The organism is Agrobacterium tumefaciens (genome assembly GCF_005221385.1).
In the GTDB taxonomy this organism is placed as follows: domain Bacteria; phylum Pseudomonadota; class Alphaproteobacteria; order Rhizobiales; family Rhizobiaceae; genus Agrobacterium; species Agrobacterium tomkonis.
In genome coordinates, this window is record NZ_CP039903.1 from 2,642,894 (window position 1) to 2,667,875 (window position 24,982).

At 58.6% G+C, this 24,982-nt stretch carries 18 protein-coding genes; 10 read left to right on the forward strand and 8 right to left on the reverse strand.

Features of this window, described 5'->3' with window-relative positions; genetic code table 11:
- Positions 1-43: 43 nt before the first annotated feature.
- The 4 genes from fdxA to CFBP6623_RS13225 all read right to left on the reverse strand — a co-directional run bounded on the left by fdxA (position 44) and on the right by CFBP6623_RS13225 (position 5,727).
- Entirely contained in the window at positions 44-382 is a 339-nt protein-coding gene (fdxA, locus tag CFBP6623_RS13205) for a ferredoxin FdxA (RefSeq protein WP_046799760.1), read from the reverse strand.
- Between the two features lie 158 nt (positions 383-540).
- Positions 541-957: an RNA-binding S4 domain-containing protein gene (locus CFBP6623_RS13210; RefSeq protein WP_046799633.1), complete on the reverse strand. Its 417-nt coding sequence runs from the start codon at positions 955-957 to the stop codon at positions 541-543.
- Positions 958-961: 4 nt separating this feature from the next.
- Positions 962-4,054: a helicase-related protein gene (locus tag CFBP6623_RS13215; RefSeq protein ID WP_046799634.1), complete on the reverse strand. Its 3,093-nt coding sequence runs from the start codon at positions 4,052-4,054 to the stop codon at positions 962-964.
- A gap of 458 nt (positions 4,055-4,512) precedes the next feature.
- Complete coding sequence (locus CFBP6623_RS13225) at positions 4,513-5,727, reverse strand: ubiquinone biosynthesis hydroxylase (RefSeq protein WP_046799636.1); 1,215 nt, start codon at positions 5,725-5,727, stop codon at positions 4,513-4,515.
- A gap of 87 nt (positions 5,728-5,814) precedes the next feature.
- Between CFBP6623_RS13225 and tesB the strand changes: the two genes are divergently transcribed.
- The 6 genes from tesB to CFBP6623_RS13255 all read left to right on the forward strand — a co-directional run bounded on the left by tesB (position 5,815) and on the right by CFBP6623_RS13255 (position 13,341).
- Positions 5,815-6,699, forward strand: a complete 885-nt coding sequence (tesB, locus tag CFBP6623_RS13230; RefSeq protein WP_046799637.1) for an acyl-CoA thioesterase II — start codon at positions 5,815-5,817, stop codon at positions 6,697-6,699.
- A 213-nt stretch (positions 6,700-6,912) separates the two neighbouring features.
- Positions 6,913-7,263, forward strand: a complete 351-nt coding sequence (locus CFBP6623_RS13235; protein WP_019565993.1) for a P-II family nitrogen regulator — start codon at positions 6,913-6,915, stop codon at positions 7,261-7,263.
- A gap of 29 nt (positions 7,264-7,292) precedes the next feature.
- Positions 7,293-8,639 carry an ammonium transporter gene (locus tag CFBP6623_RS13240; protein ID WP_046799638.1) on the forward strand — a complete coding sequence of 449 codons (1,347 nt, stop codon included), beginning with the start codon at positions 7,293-7,295 and terminating at the stop codon, positions 8,637-8,639.
- A 216-nt stretch (positions 8,640-8,855) separates the two neighbouring features.
- Positions 8,856-11,531 carry a DNA translocase FtsK gene (locus CFBP6623_RS13245; protein WP_046799761.1) on the forward strand — a complete coding sequence of 892 codons (2,676 nt, stop codon included), beginning with the start codon at positions 8,856-8,858 and terminating at the stop codon, positions 11,529-11,531.
- Positions 11,532-11,648: 117 nt separating this feature from the next.
- The gene (locus tag CFBP6623_RS13250; RefSeq protein WP_046799639.1) at positions 11,649-12,374 is read left to right on the forward strand and encodes an outer membrane lipoprotein carrier protein LolA; all 726 of its coding nucleotides are present in this window, start codon (positions 11,649-11,651) and stop codon (positions 12,372-12,374) included.
- Between the two features lie 163 nt (positions 12,375-12,537).
- Entirely contained in the window at positions 12,538-13,341 is an 804-nt protein-coding gene (locus CFBP6623_RS13255; protein WP_046799640.1) for an exodeoxyribonuclease III, read from the forward strand.
- Between the two features lie 21 nt (positions 13,342-13,362).
- Here the strand turns inward: CFBP6623_RS13255 and CFBP6623_RS13260 are convergent, their stop codons facing one another.
- Together CFBP6623_RS13260 and CFBP6623_RS13265 are read right to left on the reverse strand one after the other, a co-directional pair.
- The gene (locus CFBP6623_RS13260; protein ID WP_046799641.1) at positions 13,363-13,818 is read right to left on the reverse strand and encodes a cyclic nucleotide-binding domain-containing protein; all 456 of its coding nucleotides are present in this window, start codon (positions 13,816-13,818) and stop codon (positions 13,363-13,365) included.
- A 134-nt stretch (positions 13,819-13,952) separates the two neighbouring features.
- Positions 13,953-14,636 carry a response regulator transcription factor gene (locus CFBP6623_RS13265; protein WP_003492637.1) on the reverse strand — a complete coding sequence of 228 codons (684 nt, stop codon included), beginning with the start codon at positions 14,634-14,636 and terminating at the stop codon, positions 13,953-13,955.
- Positions 14,637-14,923: 287 nt separating this feature from the next.
- Here CFBP6623_RS13265 and CFBP6623_RS13270 point away from each other — a divergent pair, with 287 nt between their 5' ends.
- On the forward strand, positions 14,924-15,427 hold the full coding sequence (locus CFBP6623_RS13270; protein ID WP_046799642.1) for a L,D-transpeptidase family protein: 504 nt from the start codon (positions 14,924-14,926) through the stop codon (positions 15,425-15,427).
- A gap of 73 nt (positions 15,428-15,500) precedes the next feature.
- Here CFBP6623_RS13270 and CFBP6623_RS13275 read toward each other — a convergent pair whose 3' ends face one another.
- Positions 15,501-16,070, reverse strand: coding sequence for a CarD family transcriptional regulator (locus tag CFBP6623_RS13275; protein WP_004444078.1), 570 nt, complete (start codon positions 16,068-16,070; stop codon positions 15,501-15,503).
- 541 nt (positions 16,071-16,611) lie between these two features.
- On the opposite strand from CFBP6623_RS13275, the gene CFBP6623_RS13280 reads away from it, so the two are divergent.
- Positions 16,612-21,372 (forward strand): NAD-glutamate dehydrogenase, encoded by a 4,761-nt coding sequence (locus CFBP6623_RS13280; protein WP_046799643.1) that lies wholly within the window; start codon positions 16,612-16,614, stop codon positions 21,370-21,372.
- 108 nt (positions 21,373-21,480) lie between these two features.
- Positions 21,481-22,857 (forward strand): MFS transporter, encoded by a 1,377-nt coding sequence (locus CFBP6623_RS13285; RefSeq protein WP_046799644.1) that lies wholly within the window; start codon positions 21,481-21,483, stop codon positions 22,855-22,857.
- Positions 22,858-22,917: 60 nt separating this feature from the next.
- On the opposite strand, the gene phaR is transcribed toward CFBP6623_RS13285, so the two are convergent.
- Entirely contained in the window at positions 22,918-23,493 is a 576-nt protein-coding gene (phaR, locus tag CFBP6623_RS13290; protein ID WP_046799645.1) for a polyhydroxyalkanoate synthesis repressor PhaR, read from the reverse strand.
- A 243-nt stretch (positions 23,494-23,736) separates the two neighbouring features.
- Between phaR and CFBP6623_RS13295 the strand changes: the two genes are divergently transcribed.
- Positions 23,737-24,918 carry an acetyl-CoA C-acetyltransferase gene (locus CFBP6623_RS13295; RefSeq protein WP_046799646.1) on the forward strand — a complete coding sequence of 394 codons (1,182 nt, stop codon included), beginning with the start codon at positions 23,737-23,739 and terminating at the stop codon, positions 24,916-24,918.
- Positions 24,919-24,982 lie beyond the last annotated feature (64 nt).

A 24,982-nucleotide genomic window follows, 5' to 3' on the forward strand; every position in this document is an offset into this window, starting at 1 on the left:
GCTTTTAAAATAACGGCGTAAAAGATGCCGTATCGTCGAAAAATCAGTCGCCTTGTCCGGGCTCGGCGGAGAAATAAAGCTCCAGCTTACCTGCGACGCCATCCATTTCCTTGGCTTCCGGCATCGGGTCGCGCTTGATCGTGATATTTGGCCAAATCGCCGCATATTCGGCATTGAGCTTCAGCCACTTGTCGAGACCCGGCTCCGTATCGGGCTTGATCGCCTCGGCGGGACATTCCGGTTCGCACACACCGCAATCGATACATTCGTCAGGATTGATGGCGAGGAAATTTTCGCCCTCGTAAAAGCAGTCGACGGGGCAGACTTCAACGCAATCGGTGTATTTGCAGCGGATGCAATTGTCGGTCACGACATATGTCATGATGAACTCCAGAATATGCAGACCGGGTCTTTGGGCTTCGGAACACAAGCCGACGCCCGGAATTCAGACAGGGCAATTTCGCAAAGGACGTAATGCCTTTGACTTCAGATAGCAAGGATAAACAATTCTGAAAAACGGGTCTGGCCGGGAGGTTTATTCTAATCTTTGCTTCCGTCACTATCAGACAGAAACCTGTCGAGCGCCCGGCGCTCTTTTTTTGTCGGACGACCGCTGCCCGGTTCACGCATCGCCTGCTCCAGCGGACTAAACCGGTCGGATGGGTCGCGGGGCGGCGTCAGATCGTCATAGAGAAGTTTTGCTTCCTCGTAGGGTCCACGCCGCGCCCCTCCGGACTTGACGACCAGCACCCTGTCCATGCGCTCGAAACCGATATCGAGCCTGTCACCCGCCTTCACGGTATGGCTGGGCTGGCGGATAGTGACACCGTTGACCTTGACCTGACCCGACTGCACGTAGCCCTGGGCAAGCGAACGCGACTTGGCCATGCGGGCAAAGAACAGCCACTTGTCCAGACGCTGACGCGTGCTCTCCAGTGGCTGTTCGTTGCTCCCCATGGGCTTATTTCTTCAGCTGCTCCTTGAGAGCAGCGAGCTTTGCGAAAGGCGAGTCCGGATCGATCGGCTTCTCCTTGCGAGGGGGCTTGGCTTCGAAACGCTGCTGGCCCTGCGGCTTTCCGCCACGGTCGTTGCGGTCCGGCCGGTCCTTGCGCTCGCCGCGATCCTGACGATCATTGCGATTGCCGCGATCAGGGCGTCCGCCATCACGCTTGCGCTCACCCTCACCACCACGATTGGCAGCTTCGCGATTTGCGCCGTCACGATTGTCGCGACGGCCTTCGCCGCGACGCTCGCCCTGCTCGCGCGCTCCCTGTTCACGGCCCTGTTCACGACCGTGACCGCGATTGCCCGGACGACGGTTTTCGCCGCGCTGGTTTTCGTTGCGGCCACCCGGACGCCACAGAAGAACGGGCTTCGGCTCGGTTGCCTCAGCACTTTCGACAGGCACGGCTTCGCTAACCGCAGCCTCTTCGCTGACAGCTTCCGCAACCGGCGTTTCATCGGTGGCTTCGACTTCCGCAACAGCCACCGTCTCGGATGCCTGCTCTTCCGAAGCCGGCTCGTCCTGCTCGGTCTCAGCGCTTTCCTCGTCAGCCGCCACCTGATCGGCAGTGGCCGGAGCAACAGCACCGGTCTGATTGGCGAGGAAGGCCTGCGCCTCTTCTGCTGTCACCTGATCGGCGCGGTAACCAAGACCCTTGAGTATCTCTTCCATATCATCAAGCGTTGCGCCGAGAATGGAAAGCATCGCGGTCGTCGTCGTGAAACGACGGCCGTCATAAGCGCCTTCCGGACGCGGTTGCTGGCCGGGCTTCCACTGCAACAGCGGACGGATGAGATCGGCCAGACGCTCGAGAATGTCGATACGCACGGCGCGCTTTCCGAGGAAACGGAAACCGGCAAGCTTGTAGAACATCCGCTCGAAAGCGGGGTCCGTCACGACAGAGGTGCGGCCGGCGGCCAGAACCGGAATGAGATCGCCATAACCCGGCTTGCCGAGGCCGTCATTCTTCAGCGCCCAGAGCAGCGTGACAAGCTCGGCCGGAGCCGGCTTCAGCAATGCGGGCAGGAAGACGTGATAGGCGCCAAAACGCACGCCGTAGCGGCGCATGGAGGCACGCGCATCCTGATCCAGCGACTTCACGTCTTCCGTGACGTCACGGCGGAACAGAACGCCAAGATTTTCGACCAGCTGGAAAGCCAGACCCTTCGCCAGACCCTGAAGGTCTTCGGCGCGCGAAATATCATCCAGCGGCTTCAGCACGGTCGCAATCTGGTGATTGACGAAACGTTCGACGCGCGCCAGCGCATGATCACGGGCATTGCCGCTCAACTGTTCGTCGGCCAGCAGGATCACCCGCGGCTTCATGATGTTATCACCTGCCGAAAGGCGGGCCACCGGTTCGCCCAACCAGCGAACCAGACCATCGGAGCTCAAAGCAAGATCGCCGTTTCCACTGGCATGCAGACGCGCTGCACGCGCCTCGTATTCGAGAGCGAGCGCCTTCTGGGCCGCACCTTGCACGGCCTTCTGATCCGGCCCTTCCATTCCCGACACCGGCGTGAACCGGAATCCGGCCAATTGACCGACGTGATGTCCTTCTACGAAGACATCACCATTTACACTGATTTCAGCTTCAAGCATCGCATTCTCTCTCAGGCGCCTCATGAGCACAGATGTCCTGCGATCAACAAAGCGTTTCGTCAACCTTTCATGTAGCGCATCGGACAATCGATCCTCGATTTCCCGCGTCTTTTCTTGCCAGTGTGTCGGATCGGCAAGCCATCCTGGGCGGTTCGATACATAAGTCCATGTTCTGATCTGCGCAATCCTCGCAGACAAGGTATCGATCTCTCCATCCGTGCGGTCGGCCCGGCGCACCTGCTCACCCATGAAATCTTCGTTCACCGCGCCACGTTTCACAAGATCGAAATAGAGTGTCGAAATGAGGTCGGCATGCTGGGCGGGCGCGATACGTCGATAGTCGGGAAGCGCGCAGGCCTCCCAGAGTTTTTCCACCCGCGCCTCGCTCGTCGTCACATCGATGATTTCGGGGTAACGCGACAGATATTCCAGCGCCTGCTGGTCGATTGCCGGCAGGGCACGGGAAAGTCCCTGGATAGCAGGAGCGGCGTCAAGGCTCGCACGCAGATTGGCGATGGAGGAGAAATCGAAATTTTTCGTCCGCCACTGCAGCACTTTCACCGCATCGAACTGATGGGTTTCGATCCGCTCCACCAGCTCGTCGTCGAACGGATCGACGCGCCCCGTTACGCCAAAGGTTCCATCGCGAAGATGGCGGCCGGCGCGGCCGGCAATCTGGCCGATTTCCCCGGGATTGAGATTGCGGAACTGGTAACCGTCAAATTTGCGGTCCTGCGCGAAGGCGACGTGATCGACGTCGAGGTTAAGGCCCATGCCGATGGCGTCGGTCGCCACCAGATATTCAACATCGCCGGACTGGTAGAGCCCCACCTGGGCATTGCGCGTGCGTGGCGAAAGCGCGCCAAGCACTACGGCCGCACCGCCTCGCTGGCGTCGCACGAGTTCAGCGATGGCATAAACCTCATCGGCGGAAAAGGCGACGATTGCCGTGCGTTGCGGCAGACGGGTAATCTTTTTCTGCCCTGCATAAAAGAGCTGCGACAGACGCGGTCGCTCGACCACGGTAATTCCCGGCAGCAGTTTTTCGAGGATCGGACGCATTGTGCCGGCACCGAGAAGCAGCGTCTCCTCCCGCCCGCGCAGATGCAGCACACGGTCGGTGAAGATATGGCCGCGCTCCAGATCTCCGGCCAGCTGCACCTCGTCTATGGCGACGAATGCGGCGGTCGTCTCGCGCGGCATGGCCTCCACCGTACAGACGGAATATTTGGCTTTGGGAGGAGATATTTTTTCTTCGCCGGTAATCAGCGCCACATTCGGCGCGCCCACCTTCTCCACCAGACGGGTATAAACCTCCCGCGCCAGAAGACGCAGCGGCAGGCCGATGACACCGCTGCCATGGGCGACCATCCGCTCGATCGCGTAGTGGGTCTTGCCGGTATTGGTGGGGCCGAGAACGGCCGTGACACCGCGGCCGCTCAGGATCATGGGGCGAAAATTCAACGTACTATCCGCGAATCGACTTCATCTGCTTGCCGTGTCCCGCTGTCATCATGGACATGGTCACGCGCACCACACATGGCAATGCCTGCCGGCAAAGGCAATAGGGCTTGATTGCAAACTGATGCAAGATGCCTTTTTCCTGCAATTTTACCTGCAGATTCAGCCGGTTAATGGAGAAAAAAGAATCCGGCGAAAACGGAATCGTGAGGGGCAAAGAACAGTCTGCGAACGAATCGAATACGAATCGCTGACTCAGCGTGATTCAGCTTTTGTTCTCCGCAACATCTGGTTGGCGAAGGAGCAGCTCATACCAGATTATGAATCCGGATAAGTCCTTGGCCGGATTCAGCTTTATGGAAAAACCTTCAGACAGAAAATACCGGAATCGACTGTCAAGCGGCAATCGCGGAAAAGCCGAGCCAGAACCTGCGGAAAGGGCCGGATCAGAGCGTCTGACCGACAAGCAGGCGCGGCGCATTTGCATCCGTCGTTCCGGCGGCCTGCCCGATGAAATAGGATTTCAGACCCGGCAAACGATCGACCACGCCAAGACCGAAATCGCGCATGATGCGGATGGGACCGACATCATTGGAGAAAAGCCGGTTCAGCACATCCGTCGTCACGCCCATCCGCAACGTGTCGAAACGTCGCCAGGACTGATAACGCTCCAGAACATTGAGAGAGCCTATATCGAGGCCAAGACGGTCGGCCTCAACCACGGTTTCGGCGAGAGCCGCGACGTCCTTGAAGCCGAGATTGAGACCCTGTCCCGAGATCGGGTGAATACCATGCGCCGCATCTCCGGCAAGCGCAAAGCGCGGGGCGACGAAGGAGCGCGCCAGCGTCAGACCGAGCGGAAAGGCCCGGCGGGGGCCGACAGGACGGATAGACCCGAGCTTGTGGCCGAACCGGCGCTCGAGTTCTTCCTCAAACACCAGATCATCGGAGGCCACCAACCTGTCGGCGTCAGCCTTGCGTTCGGTCCAGACGAGCGACGACCGGTTTCCCTTCAGCGGCAGGATGGCGAAAGGTCCTGACGGCAGGAAATGTTCTTCCGCACAGCCCTCATGCGGCCGCTCATGTTCGACGGTGGTGACGATACCAGCCTGGTCATAATCCCATTGCACGGTCTTGATGCCGGCCATATCTCTCAGCGCTGAGCGAACCCCGTCGCAGGCAATCAGCAATCGCGCGTCGAGCGACGAGCCGTCGGAAAGGCTGATTGCCGTCGATTGCGCACCTGCGGTAAAGCCGGAAACGCTGAGGCCATGGCGGATTTCGATGCCGAGGCGATCACACAGTCCCCTCAGCGCCCCGACCATCGCAACATTCGGAACCATATGGGCAAACGGCCTGCCCTCCTGCACCGCTCCATCGAAGGTCAGAAACACCGGACGAACAGGATCGGCGGTCTTCGAATCGGTGACGATCATCCTGTTGATCGGCTGGGCCTCGGATTCGATCTCGTTCCATATGCCGAAAACATCGAGCATGCGCGTGGCCGCCGCGATAATGGCGGAAGCGCGGACATCCTTCTTCCAGACATCCTCCGGAGCAGCCTCGACCACCTGCACATTGAGGTGTGGGCCCGCCTGCTTGATTGCGACAGCAACCGAAAGGCCGACATATCCGCCGCCTGCCACCACCACGTCCAGCATCGCGCTTCTCCTCAAATCTTGTGCACGCATCATCGGCGCACTATAGACCATATGACATCTTCCTACAGCCGGAGCAGGTCGAAAAAAATGTCGCATCCCTCGCAAACGTCCGACCCGATGGCCAACCTCATCGCCACGCTCGATCTCGAGAAGCTGGAAGAGAACCTGTTCCGAGGCGAAAGCCCGCAAATCGGCTGGCAACGCGTTTTCGGCGGCCAGGTCATCGCGCAGGCCCTGATTGCGGCGCAAAGAACGGTGGATGATAACCGCCAGGTGCATTCGCTGCATTCCTATTTCATGCGCCCCGGCGATCCGCTGGTGCCTATCGTCTACCAGGTGGAGCGTATCCGCGACGGCGCGAGCTTCTGTACCCGCCGCGTGGTCGCCATCCAGCATGGCAAGGCGATTTTTTCCATGTCCGCGTCGTTTCAGATCTTCGAGGACGGTTTTAACCATCAGATAAAAATGCCTGATGTGACGCCGCCTGAAAAACTGATGAGCGAGGAGCAGATGCAGGCAGCCTTTCTGGCCAAGGCGCCGGCTTCGATCCGGAACTACTGGAGCAACAAGCGGCCGATCGAGATACGTCCGGTTTCGCTGACCCATTATATTTCGAAGGAAAAGCTGGAACCGCAGCAAGACATCTGGGTCCGCGCCGTCGGTGACGTGCCTGACAATCCGCGTCTGCAATCGGCCATTCTCGCCTATCTCTCGGATATGACACTGCTCGACACCTCGCTCTATGCCCACGGCACGACGATCTTCGATCCGTCCATTCAGGTGGCAAGCCTCGATCATGCAATGTGGTTCCACCGGCCCTGCCGGCTGGACGACTGGCTGCTCTATACGCAGGACAGCCCCAGCGCCTCAGGCGCCCGCGGCCTGACCCGTGGCAATATTTTCACCAGACAGGGTGAACTGGTCGCCTCCGTGGCGCAGGAAGGCCTGATCCGCAAAAGGGCAATTGATTAAATAATGCGCTTTTTTCAAAAACCGCACATTTAATAGACGAAAATTGTGCGTCTTCGTGCCCGTTTTTCAGACGCCCGTCATATAAATTTTATATTTCAATACGTTAGACGCACCATCCAAAACTGGCACGCCCTTTGAATGTATGTCCGCAGTCGCTGTTACTGATCTGCCAGCGGCAAGGAGAGTCGGCTCCGTGCCGAGGACAAACAAAGGATGGGAAACCAGATGAAAATTGTGATGGCCATTATCAAGCCGTTCAAGCTGGATGAGGTGCGCGAAGCGCTCACCGGCGTCGGCATCCAGGGCCTGACCGTGACCGAAGTGAAGGGTTACGGACGCCAGAAGGGGCATACCGAGATTTATCGCGGCACGGAATATGCGGTGAGCTTCCTTCCCAAGCTGAAGATCGAGATCGCGGTCGCATCCGACGTCGTCGACAAGGCTGTCGAGGCGATCGCATCTGCGGCAAAGACCGGGCAGATCGGTGACGGCAAGATCTTTGTCTACTCTATCGAACAGGCCGTGCGCATCCGTACCGGCGAAACCAACACAGAAGCGCTTTGAAGCACGGCTGACAGGGGAGTTTTCTCGCTATGCAATTCAACAAGTTTTCAACACTCGGCAAACTGGGCGCCGGTGCGGCAGCCCTGATGGCCCCGGCCATCGCCTTTGCCCAGGATGCTGCGCCGGCAGTAGCAGCGGCACCCGTTCCTGAAAAAGCCGATACAGCCTTCATGTATGTCGCGACGATCCTCGTGCTGTTCATGATCATTCCGGGCCTCGCCCTGTTTTACGGCGGCCTCGTCCGCACCAAGAACATGCTCTCCGTTCTCATGCAGTGCACGGTCGTCGGCGCGGTCATGATGCTCGTCTGGGTGATCTACGGTTATTCCTTCGCCTTCGGCGGCGGCACCGGCCCCTATTTCGGCGGCTTCGGCAAGTTGTTCCTCTCGGGCGTTTCGCTTGACAGCACCTCGGCAACCTTCTCCGAAGGCGTGGTGATCTACGAATATACCTTCATCGCCTTCCAGATGACCTTTGCGGCCATCACACCGGCGCTGATCGTTGGTGCGTTTGCGGAACGCGTCAAATTCTCCGCCGTCATCCTCTTCACCATCCTGTGGGCCACCTTCGTCTACTTCCCGATCGCACACATGGTCTGGGACGCAAACGGCCTGATCTTCGGCATGGGCGCTCTCGACTTCGCCGGCGGCACGGTCGTTCACATCAATGCCGGCGTCGCAGGCCTGATCGGCGCGATCATGGTCGGCAAGCGTACCGGCTTCGGCAAAGACATGATGGCTCCCCACTCCATGACGCTGACGCTCGTCGGCGCGGCCATGCTGTGGTTCGGCTGGTTCGGCTTCAACGCCGGCTCCAACCTCGAAGCATCGGGCGGTGCGGTTCTCGCAACCATGAACACCTTCCTCGCAACGGCAGCCGCCATCGTTTCCTGGTCGCTGGTTGAGAGCTTCACCCGCGGCAAGGCTTCCATGCTGGGCGCCGCTTCGGGCATGATCGCCGGCCTCGTCGCCGTCACCCCCGCCGCCGGCTCCGTCGGCCCGATGGGCGCCATCGTTCTCGGTCTCATCGTCTCGCCGATCTGCTACTTCTTCGTCTCCGTGGTGAAGAACAAGTTCGGTTACGACGACACGGCCGACGTCTTCGGCGTCCACGGCATTGGCGGCATCATCGGCGCTCTCGGCACCGGCATCTTTACCTCGCCGCTGCTCGGCGGCACGGGCAAGGAAGACTTCTCTATCGCCTCGCAGCTCTGGACGCAGTTCGTCGCCGTCGCCATCACCATCGTCTGGTGCGCCATCGTCTCGGCGATCCTCTACAAGATCGTCGACGTGATCGTCGGTCTGCGGGTTCCGGTCGAAGCCGAACGCGAAGGTCTCGACCTCGCGACCCACGGCGAAGCCGCTTACCACTCCTGATATCGGGAAAAGGGGTTCTCCATCCCCTTTCCCAAAAGAAAGGCCCGTTTCGACGGGCCTTTTTCTTTGCCGTAAATCCGAAAGCGATATCAAAAACCGCATGGTTAACACGACATTAACCAGCAAGCGGTTAGTTTTCCCTGTCAATCCGGGATCAGGTCAACTGCCGGATCTTGCCGAAACCACAAAAACGACGGGTTCAGGGACATGGGCAGAATGCAATCTCCGACATTCGATGGTCGTCACACGCGCTTCGTGCTGACGGCGTTTTTCGTACGTCAGATCATGGCTCTGGCCGGTTTTGCCCTGCTTGCGACGATCGCGCTGGGCATTGCCGCTCTCGCCACATGGAATGTCGCCGATCCAAGCCTGTCCTATGCCACGGGGAACCAGCCCACCAATCTCCTGGGTTACGGCGGCGCCATCTTCGCCGATATCGTCATGCAGTTCCTCGGGCTTTCCGCAATCATTTCCCTTCTGCCGGTCATCGCCTGGGCAATCACCCTGATCGCCGGCCGCAAATTCAGCCGGATACCCGCCCGCCTCGTTGCCTGGGTTGCAGGCACCATCGTCTGCGCCGCCTCGCTCGGCTGTTTTCCCGCCCCCATCACCTGGCCGCTGCCAAACGGCATCGGCGGTGTCATCGGTGACATGATTCTCCGCTTTCCCGCCCTTTTCATCGGCGCTTACCCAACCGGCACCATTGCCACCGTGCTGGGCGCCATATTCGCAGTGCCCGCCGCCTGGCTGATGCTGTTTGCCGCAGGCGTTGTCGGCGGCCTGGATGATGAACTCGAGCGGGAAGAACCGGCGCCGGTTGCAAGCAAGGCTCGCGCCGCGCGTGAGGTCGAAGAGGATGACGAAGACGACGGTGAGGGTTTCTTCGCCAACATTCTTGCCTTCGGCGCGCTCACGCATTACTGGTACACCACCCAGGCGCGCTTTCGCCGCCTGTTCGGCCTGAAGTCGAAGTCCCTGCACGATGAATTCGAACATCCTTACGATTTCAACGAATATGAATTCGGCACCCTGAACGAACCCTCCCGCCTGAAGACCGCGATCAACCGCCTCGACCAGCGCGCCGAACCGTCTTTCGAGGAACGTGCCGCATCGCGCCGGCAGATGTCGCCTCCTTCCATCGCGCTCGATCATGATGGCGACATGGATGACGAACCGTCTTTCGATGCGGACGGACACCGTCTGCCGAGCGGCATCCTCTCGGACGACGACAATGCCGACGAGACCGATCAGAAATTCACCCCCAGACAGGCACCGGGACGCGGGCAGCCCAGAATAACCGCTGCTTCCGCACGCCCCAAACCTAGTGAACGTGTGGCAAGGGAAGCGCAGGCCTCGTTTATCGCGGCAGACGGCTTCCAGTTGCCCACAGTTCATCTCCTGGCGGAACCGAAGAATGTCGTGCGCGACAATATGCTGAGCGAAGAAGTGCTTGAGCAGAATGCCCGCCTTCTGGAAGGCGTCCTTGAGGATTTCGGCGTCAAGGGTGAGATCATTCATGTCCGCCCCGGCCCCGTCGTCACGCTCTATGAACTGGAGCCGGCACCCGGCATCAAATCCTCGCGTGTCATCGGCCTTGCAGATGACATTGCCCGCTCCATGAGCGCGATTGCCGCCCGTGTCGCGGTTGTTCCTGGCCGCAACGCCATCGGCATCGAACTGCCGAACCAGACGCGCGAAACCGTGTTCCTGCGCGAACTGATTGGCAGCCGCGATTTCGAAAACAGCAAGGCCAAGCTCGCAATGGCGCTCGGCAAGACAATCGGTGGCGAACCCGTCATCGCCGATCTCGCCAAGATGCCGCATCTTCTCGTCGCCGGCACCACCGGCTCGGGCAAGTCGGTCGCCATCAACACCATGATCCTGTCACTGCTTTACCGCATGTCGCCGGAACAGTGCCGCCTGATCATGATCGACCCTAAGATGCTCGAACTGTCGATCTATGACGGCATTCCCCATCTGCTCTCTCCTGTCGTCACCGATCCGAAAAAGGCCGTCGTGGCCCTGAAATGGACGGTGCGCGAGATGGAGGAACGCTACAAGAAGATGTCGAAGATCGGCGTGCGCAATATCGACGGCTTCAACAGCCGCGTGCAGCAGGCGCTCGACAAGGGCGAAATCCTCACCCGCACGGTACAGACCGGCTTCGACCGCCAGACCGGCGAAGCGATGTACGAAACGGAAGAATTCGATCTGAAGCCCCTGCCCTATATCGTCGTCATCATCGACGAAATGGCCGACCTGATGATGGTGGCCGGCAAAGACATCGAAGGCGCGGTGCAGCGCCTGGCGCAGATGGCCCGCGCCGCGGGCATCCATGTCATCATGGCCACCCAGCGTCCGTCCGTCGATGTTATCACCGGCACCATCAAGGCCAACTTCCCCACCCGTATCTCCTTCCAGGTGACATCGAAGATCGACAGCCGCACCATTCTTGGAGAGCAGGGCGCCGAGCAGCTGCTCGGCATGGGCGACATGCTCTATATGGCGGGCGGCGGACGTATTCAGCGCGTACACGGCCCCTTCGTCTCCGACAACGAGGTGGAGGAAATCGTCGCCTATCTGAAGACACAAGGCTCGCCGGAATATCTGGAGGCGATCACCGAGGAAGACGACGAGGATGGCGCAGGCGGCGGCCCGGCCGGCACCGGTAACTTCTCCGATTCCGAAGACCCCTATGACCAGGCCGTGGCTGTCGTGCTGAGGGACGGCAAGGCTTCCACCTCCTACGTACAGCGGCGTCTCGGGATCGGATATAACCGCGCCGCCTCGCTGATCGAGCGCATGGAGCAGGAGGGCATCATCGGCCCCGCCAATCATGCCGGAAAACGCGAAATCCTCGTGCCAACGGAAGCAGACATCATCGAGCGGTAATGGCATGTCGCCCGAAAGTGCTTGGCGGTTTCGGGATAACGACATGCATAAAGCAAAGGCCCGACGCGTCGGGCAACCAAGCGGGGCCAAGAAGCGTTATTACACGCTTCCAACGTCATGAAGCCGCCGCCTTTTATGCGGACAATCGCTGCGATGAAGGAGAACAGAATGAACGACCTCACCACCGGCGAAACGGCCACTGCAAGCGCACCTGAAAACGGGATGACGCGGCGTGGCGTGCTGACGGCATTTTCCATGGCCGCGGTCATGGCGGGCCTGTCGCCGCTTGACGCTTTTGCCCAGGCAGCCGGCAATGGCGCAACCGCGCAGAAAATCGCCAATCACTTCTCGTCGGTCAAAACCATGATGGGCGAATTTGTGCAGTTTGGCCCGCGCGGCGAACAGACCGGCGGCAAATTTTACATCGAACGGCCGGGCAAGCTTCGCTTCAATTATGAAGACCCCTCGCCCATGCGGGTCATCGCCGATGGCAAGAATGTCGTTATCGGCAACATGAAGCTGAAGACCTGGGATCTTTATCCGCTGTCCAAGACCCCTCTCAGCCTGCTTCTGTCCGACAAGATCGATCTCGGTAACCAGAAGGTCCGGAACGTGAAGGAAGAATCGGACCTGACCACCATCGTTTTGGGCGACAAGAGCATCTTCGGCGATTCCACCATCACCCTGATGTTCGACCCGAAAACCTTCGATCTACGGCAATGGACGACGACCGACGCGCAGAACAAGGACACCACCGTCATGATCTTCAACGTGCAGACGGGCGTGAACCTCGATGAGCGCGTCTTCAGCATCAACTATGAGGAAGTGCGCAAGCGCGGCTGAGCACCCTCTCTTTTTGAAAAACGGTTCGAAGGCGGCCTTGCGGTCGCCTTTTTCATTTTGCCGCTAAAATACATTCCCGTTTTCATCGCGATGTTATAAGCCTGCGCCCCGGAAACATGTCTCGAAACAACGGAGTTCGGGGCAGCAAACGCGGAGCACATGCATGTCGTTTTCGATAACCACCTGGAACATCAACTCTGTCAGGCTGAGAATGCCGATCGTTGAGCAGTTTCTGGTGCGTTACAAACCCGACATTCTATGTCTGCAGGAAACGAAATGCCCGAATGGCGAGTTTCCGATGAAACCGCTGAAGGCACTGGGTTACGAGCACGTCATCATCCACGGCCAGAAGGGCTATCATGGTGTGGCGATCGCCTCGAAAATTCCGCTGACCGAAGATCACCGACAGGACTATTGCGGTATTGGCGATGCACGTCACATCTCCGCGATTTTTCAGGTCGGATCTCGCCGCGTGCGGCTGCATAATTTCTACGTTCCAGCCGGTGGCGACGAGCCGGATCGGTCGATCAATCCGAAATTCGGCCACAAACTCGATTTCATTGAGGAAATGAAGGCGCTGCGCGCCGATGGCGTACCCGGCACTTCGTCCATCCTTGTCGGCGATCTCAACATCGCGCCATTTGAAAACGACGTTTGGTCACACAAACAACTTCTTAAGATCGTCAGCCACACGCCTGTCGAAACCGAAGGCATGCTTGATATCATGAAGCAGGGCAACTGGCTTGATCTGATGCGCCTGAACGTGCCGGAGACGGAAAAGATCTATACGTGGTGGAGCTACCGCGCCAAGGATTGGGAGGCGGCCAATCGTGGCCGGCGTCTCGATCATATCTGGTCGTCGCAGGATCTCGGCGCTTCGCTGGAAAAAATCGACATATTGCAGGAGGCCCGCGGCTGGAACCGGCCATCGGACCACGTTCCGGTTACAGCCCATTTCCGGTTCTGAAGCAGCGTTTTCCAGGCAGCCTCAAACGAAGCGGTTCTGTAAACGGGCCGCACCCGCCGCGAGCGCGGCGATATTGTCACGGATGCGTGCCGACACGATATCGGCAACTTCCGGAAACTCCTCCACCAGCCGGTGAAAGAGGATGCGCGTTATCCGGATGACTTCGGAATCCTCCGCCGCAACGGCGGTGAATTTCCTTTCGCAGAGGGTGAAAAGGGCAAGTTCCGAAAGCAGCGCTCCCTTTCCGGGTGTCGCCTGCAGTTCGGGTTTTCCATCCCGCCCCGCCGTAAAGAGCTCGAAATGGCCTGATGTCACCGCGAAGGCGCATTCCGCCGGCGAATGCTCCCGGAACAATGTCTGGCCCGCCGATACCCGACGGCGTTCCGCACCGAAGGCGATGAGCCGCAACTGGTCGTCGCTGAACCCCGCAAACAACGGCACTTGCCCCAGCAGCATGATATCATCCGTCAAGGCCATGTCGTTCGTTACTCCGGAAAACCGCCTGCATCACTATAGCGGTTTTCCAATATCGGCCTTCAAAATACAAGACGTTAGAGCGCCGTGCGATTTTTCAGATGCACCCGGCAGGCTCTTAGCCATCAGATCCCTGTTCAGGGAACGATCTTGTAGCCACCATTCTCGGTGACCAGAATCTCGGCATTGGAAGGATCCCGCTCGATCTTCTGACGCAGACGATACACATGTGTTTCGAGCGTGTGCGTCGTTACACCGGAATTATAACCCCAGACCTCTTCCAGCAGAACGTCGCGGGTAACCACGGCGCTGCCGGCGCGGTAGAGATAACGGATGATCGCCGCTTCCTTTTCCGTCAACCGGATTTTCTTGCCGTCTTCGGTCGTTAGCAGCTTCTGGCTGGGCTTGAACTGATAGGGGCCAACGGTGAAAACCGCATCCTCACTCTGTTCATATTGACGCAGCTGCGCCCGGATGCGCGCCAGAAGCACCGCGAAGCGGAACGGCTTCGTCACATAATCATTGGCGCCCGCTTCAAGCCCGAGGATCGTGTCGGAATCGGTGTCATGGCCGGTCAGCATGATGATCGGCGCTTTGAAGCCGCCCTTGCGCAACAGCTTCACGGCCTCTCGGCCGTCCATGTCCGGAAGGCCGACATCCATGATGAGGAGGTCAACCTGGGCGGTCTTGGCGGTCTGCATCGCCTGCGCGGCATTTGCACCGCTCAACAGTGAGAATTCCTCATAGGGAGACAATTGCTCGGTCAGCGTCTCCCGAAGATCGTCGTCATCGTCCACCAGAAGGATAGTGCGAGCCGTCATTCGGATTCTCAGCCTTTCTTACTTTAGCGCCTCGGCTCAAAAAATCGGACTCGATTTTAGGGAAGCACGATGCCTAGTTTAAAAGAGTTAGAGCGTTCGCCGTGCATCGATAATAATGCGCGGCGCTCTAATTATCAGCCAATTCAGCGGTTTGCCGGTAAAAGGTCAACCCATTGCCATGATATAACGAAGTGCTATGACTTCACGTTAAATAACCTGCAAAGCAAAATCTCGTGAAAAACATGAGCAAACCCTCACCAAGACAACGTAAACGCGCATCAACGCTCATGGTTCGGCCGGCTCCGTCAAAAAACAGCCGTGCCATCGTCCAGCTAGGGCACCTTACCTTTCCCGCCGCAATCGGACGCAATGGCCGCACCGCGATAAAACGCGAGGGAGACGGCAAATCACCCATTTCCCTTACCCGCCTGCTGTACGGATTTTATCGCGGCGACCGCAATACCGGCATCACCACAACATTGCCGATGCAGCGGACGCGCGGGTCCATGCTGTGGTGCGACGACCCCCGTAACGCCAATTACAACAGGCTGGTCAAAGCGCCGTTTTCGCCAAGCCATGAGGAAATGATGCGCAAGGATGGTCTCTACGACGTTTGCCTGGTGCTTGACTGGAACATCACCTCGAGAAGTCGCAACCGCGGCTCGGCGATCTTCATGCATTTGATCCGCCCGGGATATGAGCCGACCGCTGGCTGCGTCGCCCTGCACCCCACAGATATGCGGCGCATTCTGCCGCATATGCGCAAGGGTACGAAAATTCGCATCCTGTGAGACGCATCCTGCAATCAGGCAACAAAAAACCCGCCATTCTGGCGGGTTTTTTTAGAAAGGAGAAAGCCTGATATTAAGCGGCTTCGTCCTGAGAATCGTCCTCTTCAACAGCCTTGCCACGCTTGGGGCCTTTGGCAAGGTTGACTTCCACCAGGCGAACAGCCTCGGTTTCGGACATCTTGTTGACGGCGGCAATTTCGCGCGCCATGCGATCGAGAGCAGCTTCATAAAGCTGACGCTCGGAATAGGACTGCTCCGGCTGATTTTCGGCACGGTAAAGATCGCGTACCACTTCCGCGATCGCGATAAGATCGCCGGAATTGATTTTCGCATCATATTCCTGGGCGCGGCGCGACCACATGGTACGCTTCACACGTGCCTTGCCCTGCACCACTTTCAGCGCCCGCTCGACAAAATCGCCTTCGGAAAGCTTGCGCATGCCGATGCTGACAGCCTTGGCGACGGGAACTTTAAGACGCATCTTGTCTTTTTCGAAATCGATGACAAAAAGCTCAAGCTTCATGCCGGCGACTTCTTGTTCCTCGATTGCAGAAATGGTACCGACACCATGAGCGGGATACACAATCGCTTCACCGGTCTTGAAACCGTGATGTGCTGGAGATTTCTTCTGCTGGGTCGTCATTCGTTCTAAAAACTCCCTGTTACATACCCGGCAATGCCGGGGTTGGGTCGGTCAGGCCCTGATGAGACGGGGGAACCGTCAGGTGACTCCGCACTGGTCCAGCCGTGCACGCAAAAAAACACCTTCCCGTCTTGCGGGGTTCGATAACGTAAACGCTCGATATGTCACGGAAACCGCGTGCAAAAGAGGTGTTGCTTTCGTGGTGTTTTTGGGCACACAAATGCCACGCTGTGGATCAGTGTCGTTGGTGTACCACAAAAATAGGCGCAAATCAATAATTTGCTTCGACCGTGGCCGCAACATCACATGGCGGCTCAATAACCGCCTAAAAATTAGCCGCTAAAATACTGTCAAATGCTTCGCGACAGACCCTCATGGCAAAAGAAGCAAAAAAATTTCACTTACCGACCAAAGAAATACGAAAGCCTCTTAAACTCTTCGTAATTCCACGCCAATATCCGATTCGACTGAAAAGGCAAAATCCGTAAATTGACGGTGCTTTTTTATATTAAAGTGTGATTTTTGGAGGAATCCACGTCAAATGGGCTACAGAAATAATCCAAAACGCGAAAAACAGATCGAAAAAGCGCGCCAGCAGGCAATTGCCGAAAATGTCCAATTTCTTGATCCAGGTATTCTTTATGGAAGGGCAAGTGCCGACGATATAGAATATTATTCCGCCGAGATGCTGGCGGCGAGCGCGGCTCACAGTTTCCAGGCGCTGTCGCATTGGTCCGGAGAGACGCCCCACATCAGCATCACTCAGGTAGAAGGTGTTTCGCCGCGTGAGATTCCGGTCACGGTCCTGACCATTATCGGCCGCAACATGCCTTTCCTTTATGATTCCGTCATGGGCGAGGTCACCAGCACCTATCGCGGCCTTTACCTTGCTGTGCATCCCATCCTCGTGCGCGATGACGACGCGCAGGCAGGTTACCGCCTTGCGGAACCCGAGGATGATCCCGCTGACAATATCAGCCTCATCCAGTTGCATATTGCGCCACTGACACAGCAGGCCGCCGCAACGCTGGAAGAACGGCTGCGCTTTGTCCTCACACAGGTGCAATCCGCCTATCGTGACTGGCGGCCCATGCTCGCGAAGCTTGACGAGGCGCTGGACGAATTGTCGAAGCGCGGCTCCTCGCGGCGCAAGACCGAGCGTACGGAAGCAGTTGAATTCCTCAACTGGCTTCGCAACGACAATTTCACCTTCCTCGGCATGCGGGATTACACCTATTCCGGCAAGGGGAAGAACGCCAAGATCGAACGCGGTGATGGCGTCGGCCTGGGCAGCCTGAGCGATCCGGATGTGCGCGTGCTGCGCCTCGGCAAGAATGCCGTGACGACGACGCCTGAAATCCTTGCCTTCCTTGATGGTCCGGATTTCCTCATCGTCACCAAGGCCAATGTGAAGTCCATCGTGCACCGCCGTGCCTATATGGATTACATCGGCATCAAGCGCTTTGACGAGGACGGCAACGTCATCGGCGAATTGCGCATCGTCGGCCTTTTCACCGCCACCGCCTATACACGTTCGGTCAAGCAGATCCCGTTGCTGCGCGCCAAGGTCGCGGATGTCGAGCGGCATTTCGGCTTCGATCCGAACAGCCACTCCGGCCGCATCCTGCAGAACACGCTGGAAGCCTATCCCCGTGACGATCTCTTCCAGATCGAGACGGACCTTCTGATCCGCTTCATCGAGCAGATCATGGAACTGAGCGACCGACCGCGTGTACGCGTCCTCGCCCGTATCGACCGGTTCGACCGGTTCGTTTCGGCGATCATCTTCGTGCCGCGTGAAGAGTACAATTCTTATGTCCGCGAGAAGATCGGCGATTATCTGAGCAAGGTCTATGACGGGCATATTTCCGCCTATTATCCCGCCTTCCCGGAAGGCGCCGTTGCCCGCGTTCATTTCATCGTCGGCCGAACGGAAGGCAAGACGCCGCGCATCGCTCAGGACAGGCTGGAAGACGCCGTCAGCGATATTGCAGCACGCTGGATAGACCACCTCGTCACCCTGTCCGAACCGGGCGCACCGGTGCTGGAAGTCGATCAAGCCTATCAGGAAGCCTTTACGCCTGAAGAAGCGATCGGTGACATGCCGGACATTCTGGCCGCCGCCAATGGTGAGCCGGTCCGCATTGAATTCTACCAGCAGGAAGGCCAGTCGGCCGACACGCTGTCCCTGAAGATTTTCCACCGCGACGGCCACCTGCCGCTTTCGCGCCGCGTACCGCTGCTCGAAAATCTGGGCTTCAACGTCATCAGCGAACGTACCTTCGATATCGGTGTCGTTTCAGATGACGGAAAGCGCGACATCGTGCTGCACGACATGGAGCTATCCGTCGCGGCGGGCACGACACTCGACCTGCCGCATTACGGACCGAAACTGGAGGAGGCCTTCCTTGCCGCCTTCTCAGCCAAGGTTGATAATGACAACTTCAATCGGCTGATCCTCGCCTGCGGTCTGTCCGTGCGCGAAGTCTCCGTTTTGCGCGCCTATGCACGCTACCTTCGTCAAACCGGCATTGTTTATTCGCAGGAGCATATTTCCGAAACGCTCTTCAAATATCCGGCCATTTCCCGCAATATTTTCGCGCTGTTCAAGGCTGGCTTCGACCCGTCTGTCGACGAAAAGAAGCGGCTGAAGAAACTCGCGGAAATACACAAGGCGATCGAAGCGGCATTGAGTGGCGTCCCCAATCTCGATGAGGACCGCACGCTGAGGCGTTACGTCAACGCCATCGACGCGACGCTGCGCACCAACTACTTCCAGAAAAATGCCGATGGCACGCCACGTGATCTCCTGGCGTTCAAGTTCGATCCGAAACATCTGGACGGTCTGCCCGATCCGCGTCCCTTCCGCGAAATCTTCGTTTACGGAACCGAGGTCGAAGGCGTGCATCTGCGCTTCGGCAAGGTCGCACGCGGCGGTCTGCGCTGGTCGGATCGCGGCCAGGATTACCGCACAGAAGTGCTCGGTCTCGTCAAGGCGCAGCAGGTGAAGAACGCGGTGATCGTACCGGTTGGCGCCAAGGGCGGCTTCTTCCCGAAGAACCTGCCCGCCGGCGGCTCCCGCGATGAGGTCTTTAATGCCGGCCGCGAGGCCTACAAGACCTATATCCGCACCCTGCTCTCCATCACCGACAATATCGTCGATGACGCCATCATACCGCCAGCCGATACGCTGCGGCTCGACGGTGACGACCCCTATTTCGTCGTTGCCGCCGACAAGGGAACGGCGACATTTTCCGATACGGCGAATGGCCTCGCCCATGATGCCGGCTTCTGGCTGGACGACGCCTTTGCCTCGGGTGGTTCCGCCGGTTATGACCACAAGAAGATGGGCATCACCGCGCGTGGCGCCTGGGAAACGGTAAAGCGCCATTTCCGTGAAATGGATACCGACATCCAGACGACCCCCTTTACAGTGGCGGGTGTGGGCGACATGTCCGGTGACGTTTTCGGCAACGGCATGTTGCTGTCGGAAAAGATCAGGCTGATCGCCGCCTTCGATCACCGCGATATCTTCATCGATCCGGACCCCGATACCGACAAGTCCTTCGCTGAGCGCAAACGGCTTTTCGAACTGCCGCGCTCCAGCTGGCAGGATTATGACCGATCGACCCTCTCCGCCGGCGCGATGATCATTTCGCGCTCCGAAAAATCGGTGACGCTGACGCCGGAAGCCGTGTCTGCCATCGGCATCGACAAGTCAGTCGCCACGCCCTTCGAGATCATGACCGCCATTCTGAAGGCGCCGACCGATCTCCTCTGGTTCGGCGGCATCGGCACCTATATCAAGGCGGCGGTGGAAACCAATGCCGAGGTGGGTGACAGGGCGAACGACCCCATCCGCGTCAACGCCACCGAACTGCGCGCCAAGGTCATCGGCGAAGGCGCCAATCTGGGCATCACCCAGAAGGGCCGCATCGCCTATGCGCTTTCTGGCGGGCGTTGCAATTCCGACGCCATCGACAACTCGGCCGGCGTGAACTCCTCCGACGTCGAGGTCAACATCAAGATCGCGCTCGCCTCCGCCGTCAATAGCGGTCGCCTGACGATGCCGAAGCGCAATCAGCTTCTTGCCTCCATGACGCCGGAAGTGGCGCAGCTGGTACTGCGCAACAACTACCTGCAATCGCTGGCGATCTCGCTGACGGAACGGCTGGGGCTCGCAAACCGCGAAGAGCTTGGCCGCCTGATGGGCGCGCTGGAGGCAACCGGACAGCTGAACCGCAAGGTCGAAACCCTGCCCAGCAATGCCGAATTCAGCGAAAGATATGCCTCTGGCAAGCCGCTGACCCGACCGGAAATCGGTGTGCTTCTGTCCTATGCCAAGCTGACGCTGTTCGACGCACTGGTGGCAAGCCCGCTGCCGGATGAGCCTTATCTCCAGCATCTTCTGGTCGATTATTTCCCGGCCAAGATGCAGAAGAACTATGCGGACGATATCAAGGCGCATCGTCTGCACCGTGAAATCGTTGCAACCGCACTCGCCAACGCCGTGGTCAACCGCGGTGGCCCGGGCTTCGTGCAGAAACTTGGCGATGCAAGCGGTCTTCTGGCAGCTGACGTCGTCAAGGCGGCCGTCATCGTCGAGGATGGTTTCGGCCTCAAACGTCTGTGGAGTGAGGTCGACGCGCTTGATGGCAAGATCGGGGGGCAAGTCCAGAACGGGCTCTATGCCACCATCGCCCGCATCTTCTCCGATGCAAGCAGGCTTTACCTGCAGACCCGAAGCGTAGGTGCCGCAACAGACGACATGGCGACCGAGATCGAGCGGCTGAAAACCGCCATCAAGACGCTGTCGCCGGCAGCGGCAAAATATCGCCGCGAGCTGGGCGTAACGGAAATCGACGGCATTCCTTCCGCACTTCTGGAAGAGCTGGATACGCTTTCCCTGCTGGTCTATGTACCGGAGATCATGCGTATCGCCGAAAGTGCGGGCACGACACTTGCCCGTGCCGCCGAAAGCTATGCCACCGTTTCCTCGACCTTCCGTGTGGCACGCCTGCTGGACGCCAGCCAGCGCATCGCACCGGCCGATCATTACGAGAGCCTGGCTCTTCTGCGCAGTCAGGACCAGATTTCCTCCTCCAGACGCCGGATCGTCATCTCTGCATTGACGGAATATGCAAAGGAGAAAGATCCGGTTCAGGCCTGGTATGCCGCCGACCGCGTGCGGGTGAACCGCATCGTCTCCGAGCTGGGTGCGCTCAGCGAAAGCGGCGATACCAACCTTGCCCGCCTGACCGTGGCGGCGGGGCTGCTTGGCGATATCGTTCAGGCGCGCTGATCGGCAGTCTTAAAAACGCCATCCGGGTTATCGACCCGGATGGCGACAAACGAAGCGGATGACCGGCATCCCGCACTCTATCCTCCCGATTATCCGATAGGACGATGAATGACTGTCCCCTCCCAAAACGCGGAAACAGTGGTTGCCAAACGCGGCATCTGGGGCTGGGTCATGTTCGACTGGGCGGCACAGCCTTTTTTCACCGTCGTCACCACTTTCGTTTTCGGGCCTTATTTCGTCGCCCGTCTCACCGATGATCCGATTTCGGCGCAGGCGACATGGAGCAATATGGCGACGGTCTCTTCGATCATCATCGCCCTCTTCTCCCCCATCCTTGGCTCCATCGCCGACCAGTCCGGCGCACGCAAGCCGTGGATCGCCTTTTTTGCCGTCATCAAGATCGCCAGCCTGTTTTTCCTCTGGTTTGCAGCGCCGGGCTCACCGCTTGTCCTGCCGATCATCTGTATGATCCTTGCCTCCATCGCGGCGGAATTTTCGATTGTCTTCAACGACTCCATGATGCCGCGACTGACCAACCCGCAAAATGTCGGGCGCATTTCCAATCTCGCCTGGGGGCTGGGTTATCTCGGCGGCATGGTGATGCTGATTGCCGTGGTGACGCTTCTGGCCGCCAATCCACAAACCGGGGTGACCATCGCCGGTATCAAGCCGCTTTTCGGCCTCGATCCCGCAACCGGTGAGGACGCCAGAATAACCGGCCCCCTCGCCGCCCTCTGGTACCTCATCTTCATTCTGCCGATGTTTCTGTTGACCCCGGACGCCGACAAGGGCCTGCCCTTCGCAGCAGCGATCCGCTCGGGGCTTGGGGAGCTGAAGATCACGCTCCGCGAGCTTCGTTACCGCCCTGCGCTGTTGCGGTTCCTGATTGCACGGATGCTCTATCAGGATGGCGTCAATGGCGTTCTCATACTGGGCGGGGCCTTCGCCGCCGGCATGTTCGGCTGGGCGACAATGGAAATCGGCCTCTTCGGCATTCTCCTCAACATCGTCGCCATCGCGGGTTGTTTTGTGGCCGGGCGGGTCGATCAGAAACTCGGATCGCGCATCACTATCCTTGTCAGTCTGGTGTTGCTACTGCTCGCCACGCTCGGCATCGTCTCCACGGAAAAGGGCTCGACCCTGTTTGGCTGGATACAATTATCGACAGCGGATAATGGCGGCATCTTCGCGACAGGCGCGGAAAAAGCCTATCTGCTGTATGGCGTGTTGATCGGCCTCGCCTTCGGCCCCGTTCAGGCCTCGTCGCGCTCTTATCTCGCCCGCAATATCACCGTGGCAGAAGCGGGCCGTTACTTCGGCATTTACGCGCTTTCCGGGCGCGCCACGAGTTTCATGGCAACGCTGTCGTTTTCCATAGCAACCACTATAAGCGGCTCCGCCCATATAGGCATGGCCACACTCATCTTATTTCTGGGGGCAGGTTTCCTGCTCCTGTTGCGCGTGCCGGAAAGAACGGCAGGCTGAAAGCCAGAAGCAGCAGCCGATGCGGTGGTCAAGTCCAGCATCGGCCAGAATGACGCAGAATCAGAGCTGATCCAGTTTTTGCTGCAATGCGCGCAGCTGCGCCTTCAGCTCATCGATTTCGGACGCATTCGGCTTGCGGGTTTCCTTCGGCGCCTGCGGCATTGCGAAAGGCGTAAAACCCTGCATCGCCTGTCGGAACAGTTCCGTGTTGCGGCGGATCTGCTCTTCCATCATTTGCAGCGGTGCCTGAAAATTGCGGGCAAGCGAACCGTCGCCAAACGCCTTGGACATATGTTCCTGCATCTGACTCTGCTGATCCGAGAATGTCTTCATCGAATGTTCGAGAAATGTCGGCACGACCATCTGCATCTGGTCGCCGTAATAGGAGATCAACTGCCGCAGAAACGCCGTCGGCAGCAACGTATTACCGGTTTTGGCTTCCTGTTCGACGATGATCTGCGTCAGAACCGCATGGGTGATGTCTTCGGACGACTTGGCGTCCTGAACCTTGAAGTCCTCGCCGCGCTTGACCATCTGCGCCAGATCGTCGAGCGTCACATAAGTGCTGGTGCCGGTATTATAGAGCCGCCGGTTGGCGTATTTTTTAATGATTGTTTCGCCGTCGTGTTTCGCCATGCCCGCCTCCTCGCGATGATGGTATTTTCTTGTTTTTTGGTGTTCTTGCTCTTCCCGTCGCAAAGTGTATGCGCAAAACAAGCCCTCTGACAAATGTTTTGTGCATCGCAACAGTTTGTTTTTTGCGCAGCAATTTTCCGCAAGATTCCCGAGTGATTTAGCAACATCTTTTAAAGCAACTTTCGGCATTTGACTTGTATTGAAAGCTTTGCCAGTCTCCGCCCGCATGTGAGGAGAATAGAGATGACCCTGCCTTCAATCGTGATTGCCAGCGCCGCGCGCACCGCCGTCGGTTCCTTCAATGGCCACTTCGCCAACACGCCTGCCCACGAGCTGGGGGCAACCGTCATCAATGCCGTGCTGGAACGCGCGGGTGTTGCGGCAAATGAAATCGATGAAGTCATTCTCGGTCAGGTGCTGACGGCGGGCGAAGGGCAGAACCCCGCGCGGCAGGCGGCCATGAAAGCCGGCATACCGCAGGAAGCGACCGCCTTCGGCATCAATCAGCTCTGCGGATCCGGCCTGCGCGCCGTGGCGCTGGGCATGCAGCAGATCGTGACCGGCGATGCAGCCATCGTCATTGCAGGCGGGCAGGAATCCATGTCCATGGCGCCTCACTGCGCTCATTTACGCGGCGGTGTGAAGATGGGCGATTTCAAGATGATCGACACCATGCTGAAAGATGGCCTCACCGACGCCTTTTACGGCTACCACATGGGCATCACTGCTGAAAACATTGCCCGCCAATGGCAACTTTCCCGCGACGAGCAGGACCAATTCGCCGTCGCATCGCAAAACAAGGCCGAAGCCGCGCAAAGCGCCGGCCGTTTTGCAGACGAGATCGTGGCTTTCACGGTGAAGGGCCGTAAGGCCGATATCGTCATTGATACAGATGAGCATATCCGCGCCGGGGCTTCGCTGGAAACCATGGCCAAGCTGCGCCCCGCCTTCGACAAGGAAGGGACGGTCACGGCCGGCAACGCCTCCGGTCTGAACGATGGCGCCGCCGCCACGCTTTTGATGTCGGAACAGGAAGCAGGAAAGCGTGGCATTAGGCCGCTCGCCCGTATCGCCTCCTGGGCGACGGCAGGCGTCGATCCGCAGATCATGGGCACCGGCCCCATCCCCGCCTCCCGCAAGGCGCTGGCCAAGGCCGGCTGGTCGATCAGCGATATTGGCCTTGTGGAAGCCAACGAAGCCTTTGCAGCCCAATCCTGCGCGGTCGTGCGCGAACTGGGCCTCGATCCCGATATCGTCAACGTCAATGGCGGGGCGATTGCCATCGGCCATCCGATCGGCGCTTCCGGTGCACGCGTCCTGAATACGCTGATTTTCGAAATGCGCCGCCGTAACGTGTCGAAGGGTCTCGCAACGCTCTGCATCGGCGGCGGCATGGGTGTCGCCATGTGCATCGAAGCGCTCTGAAAACCGCCGCACGACTTGCCAAAAAGCAATTCCGGTTCAGTGCACAATAGGGTAGAAGCAGCCT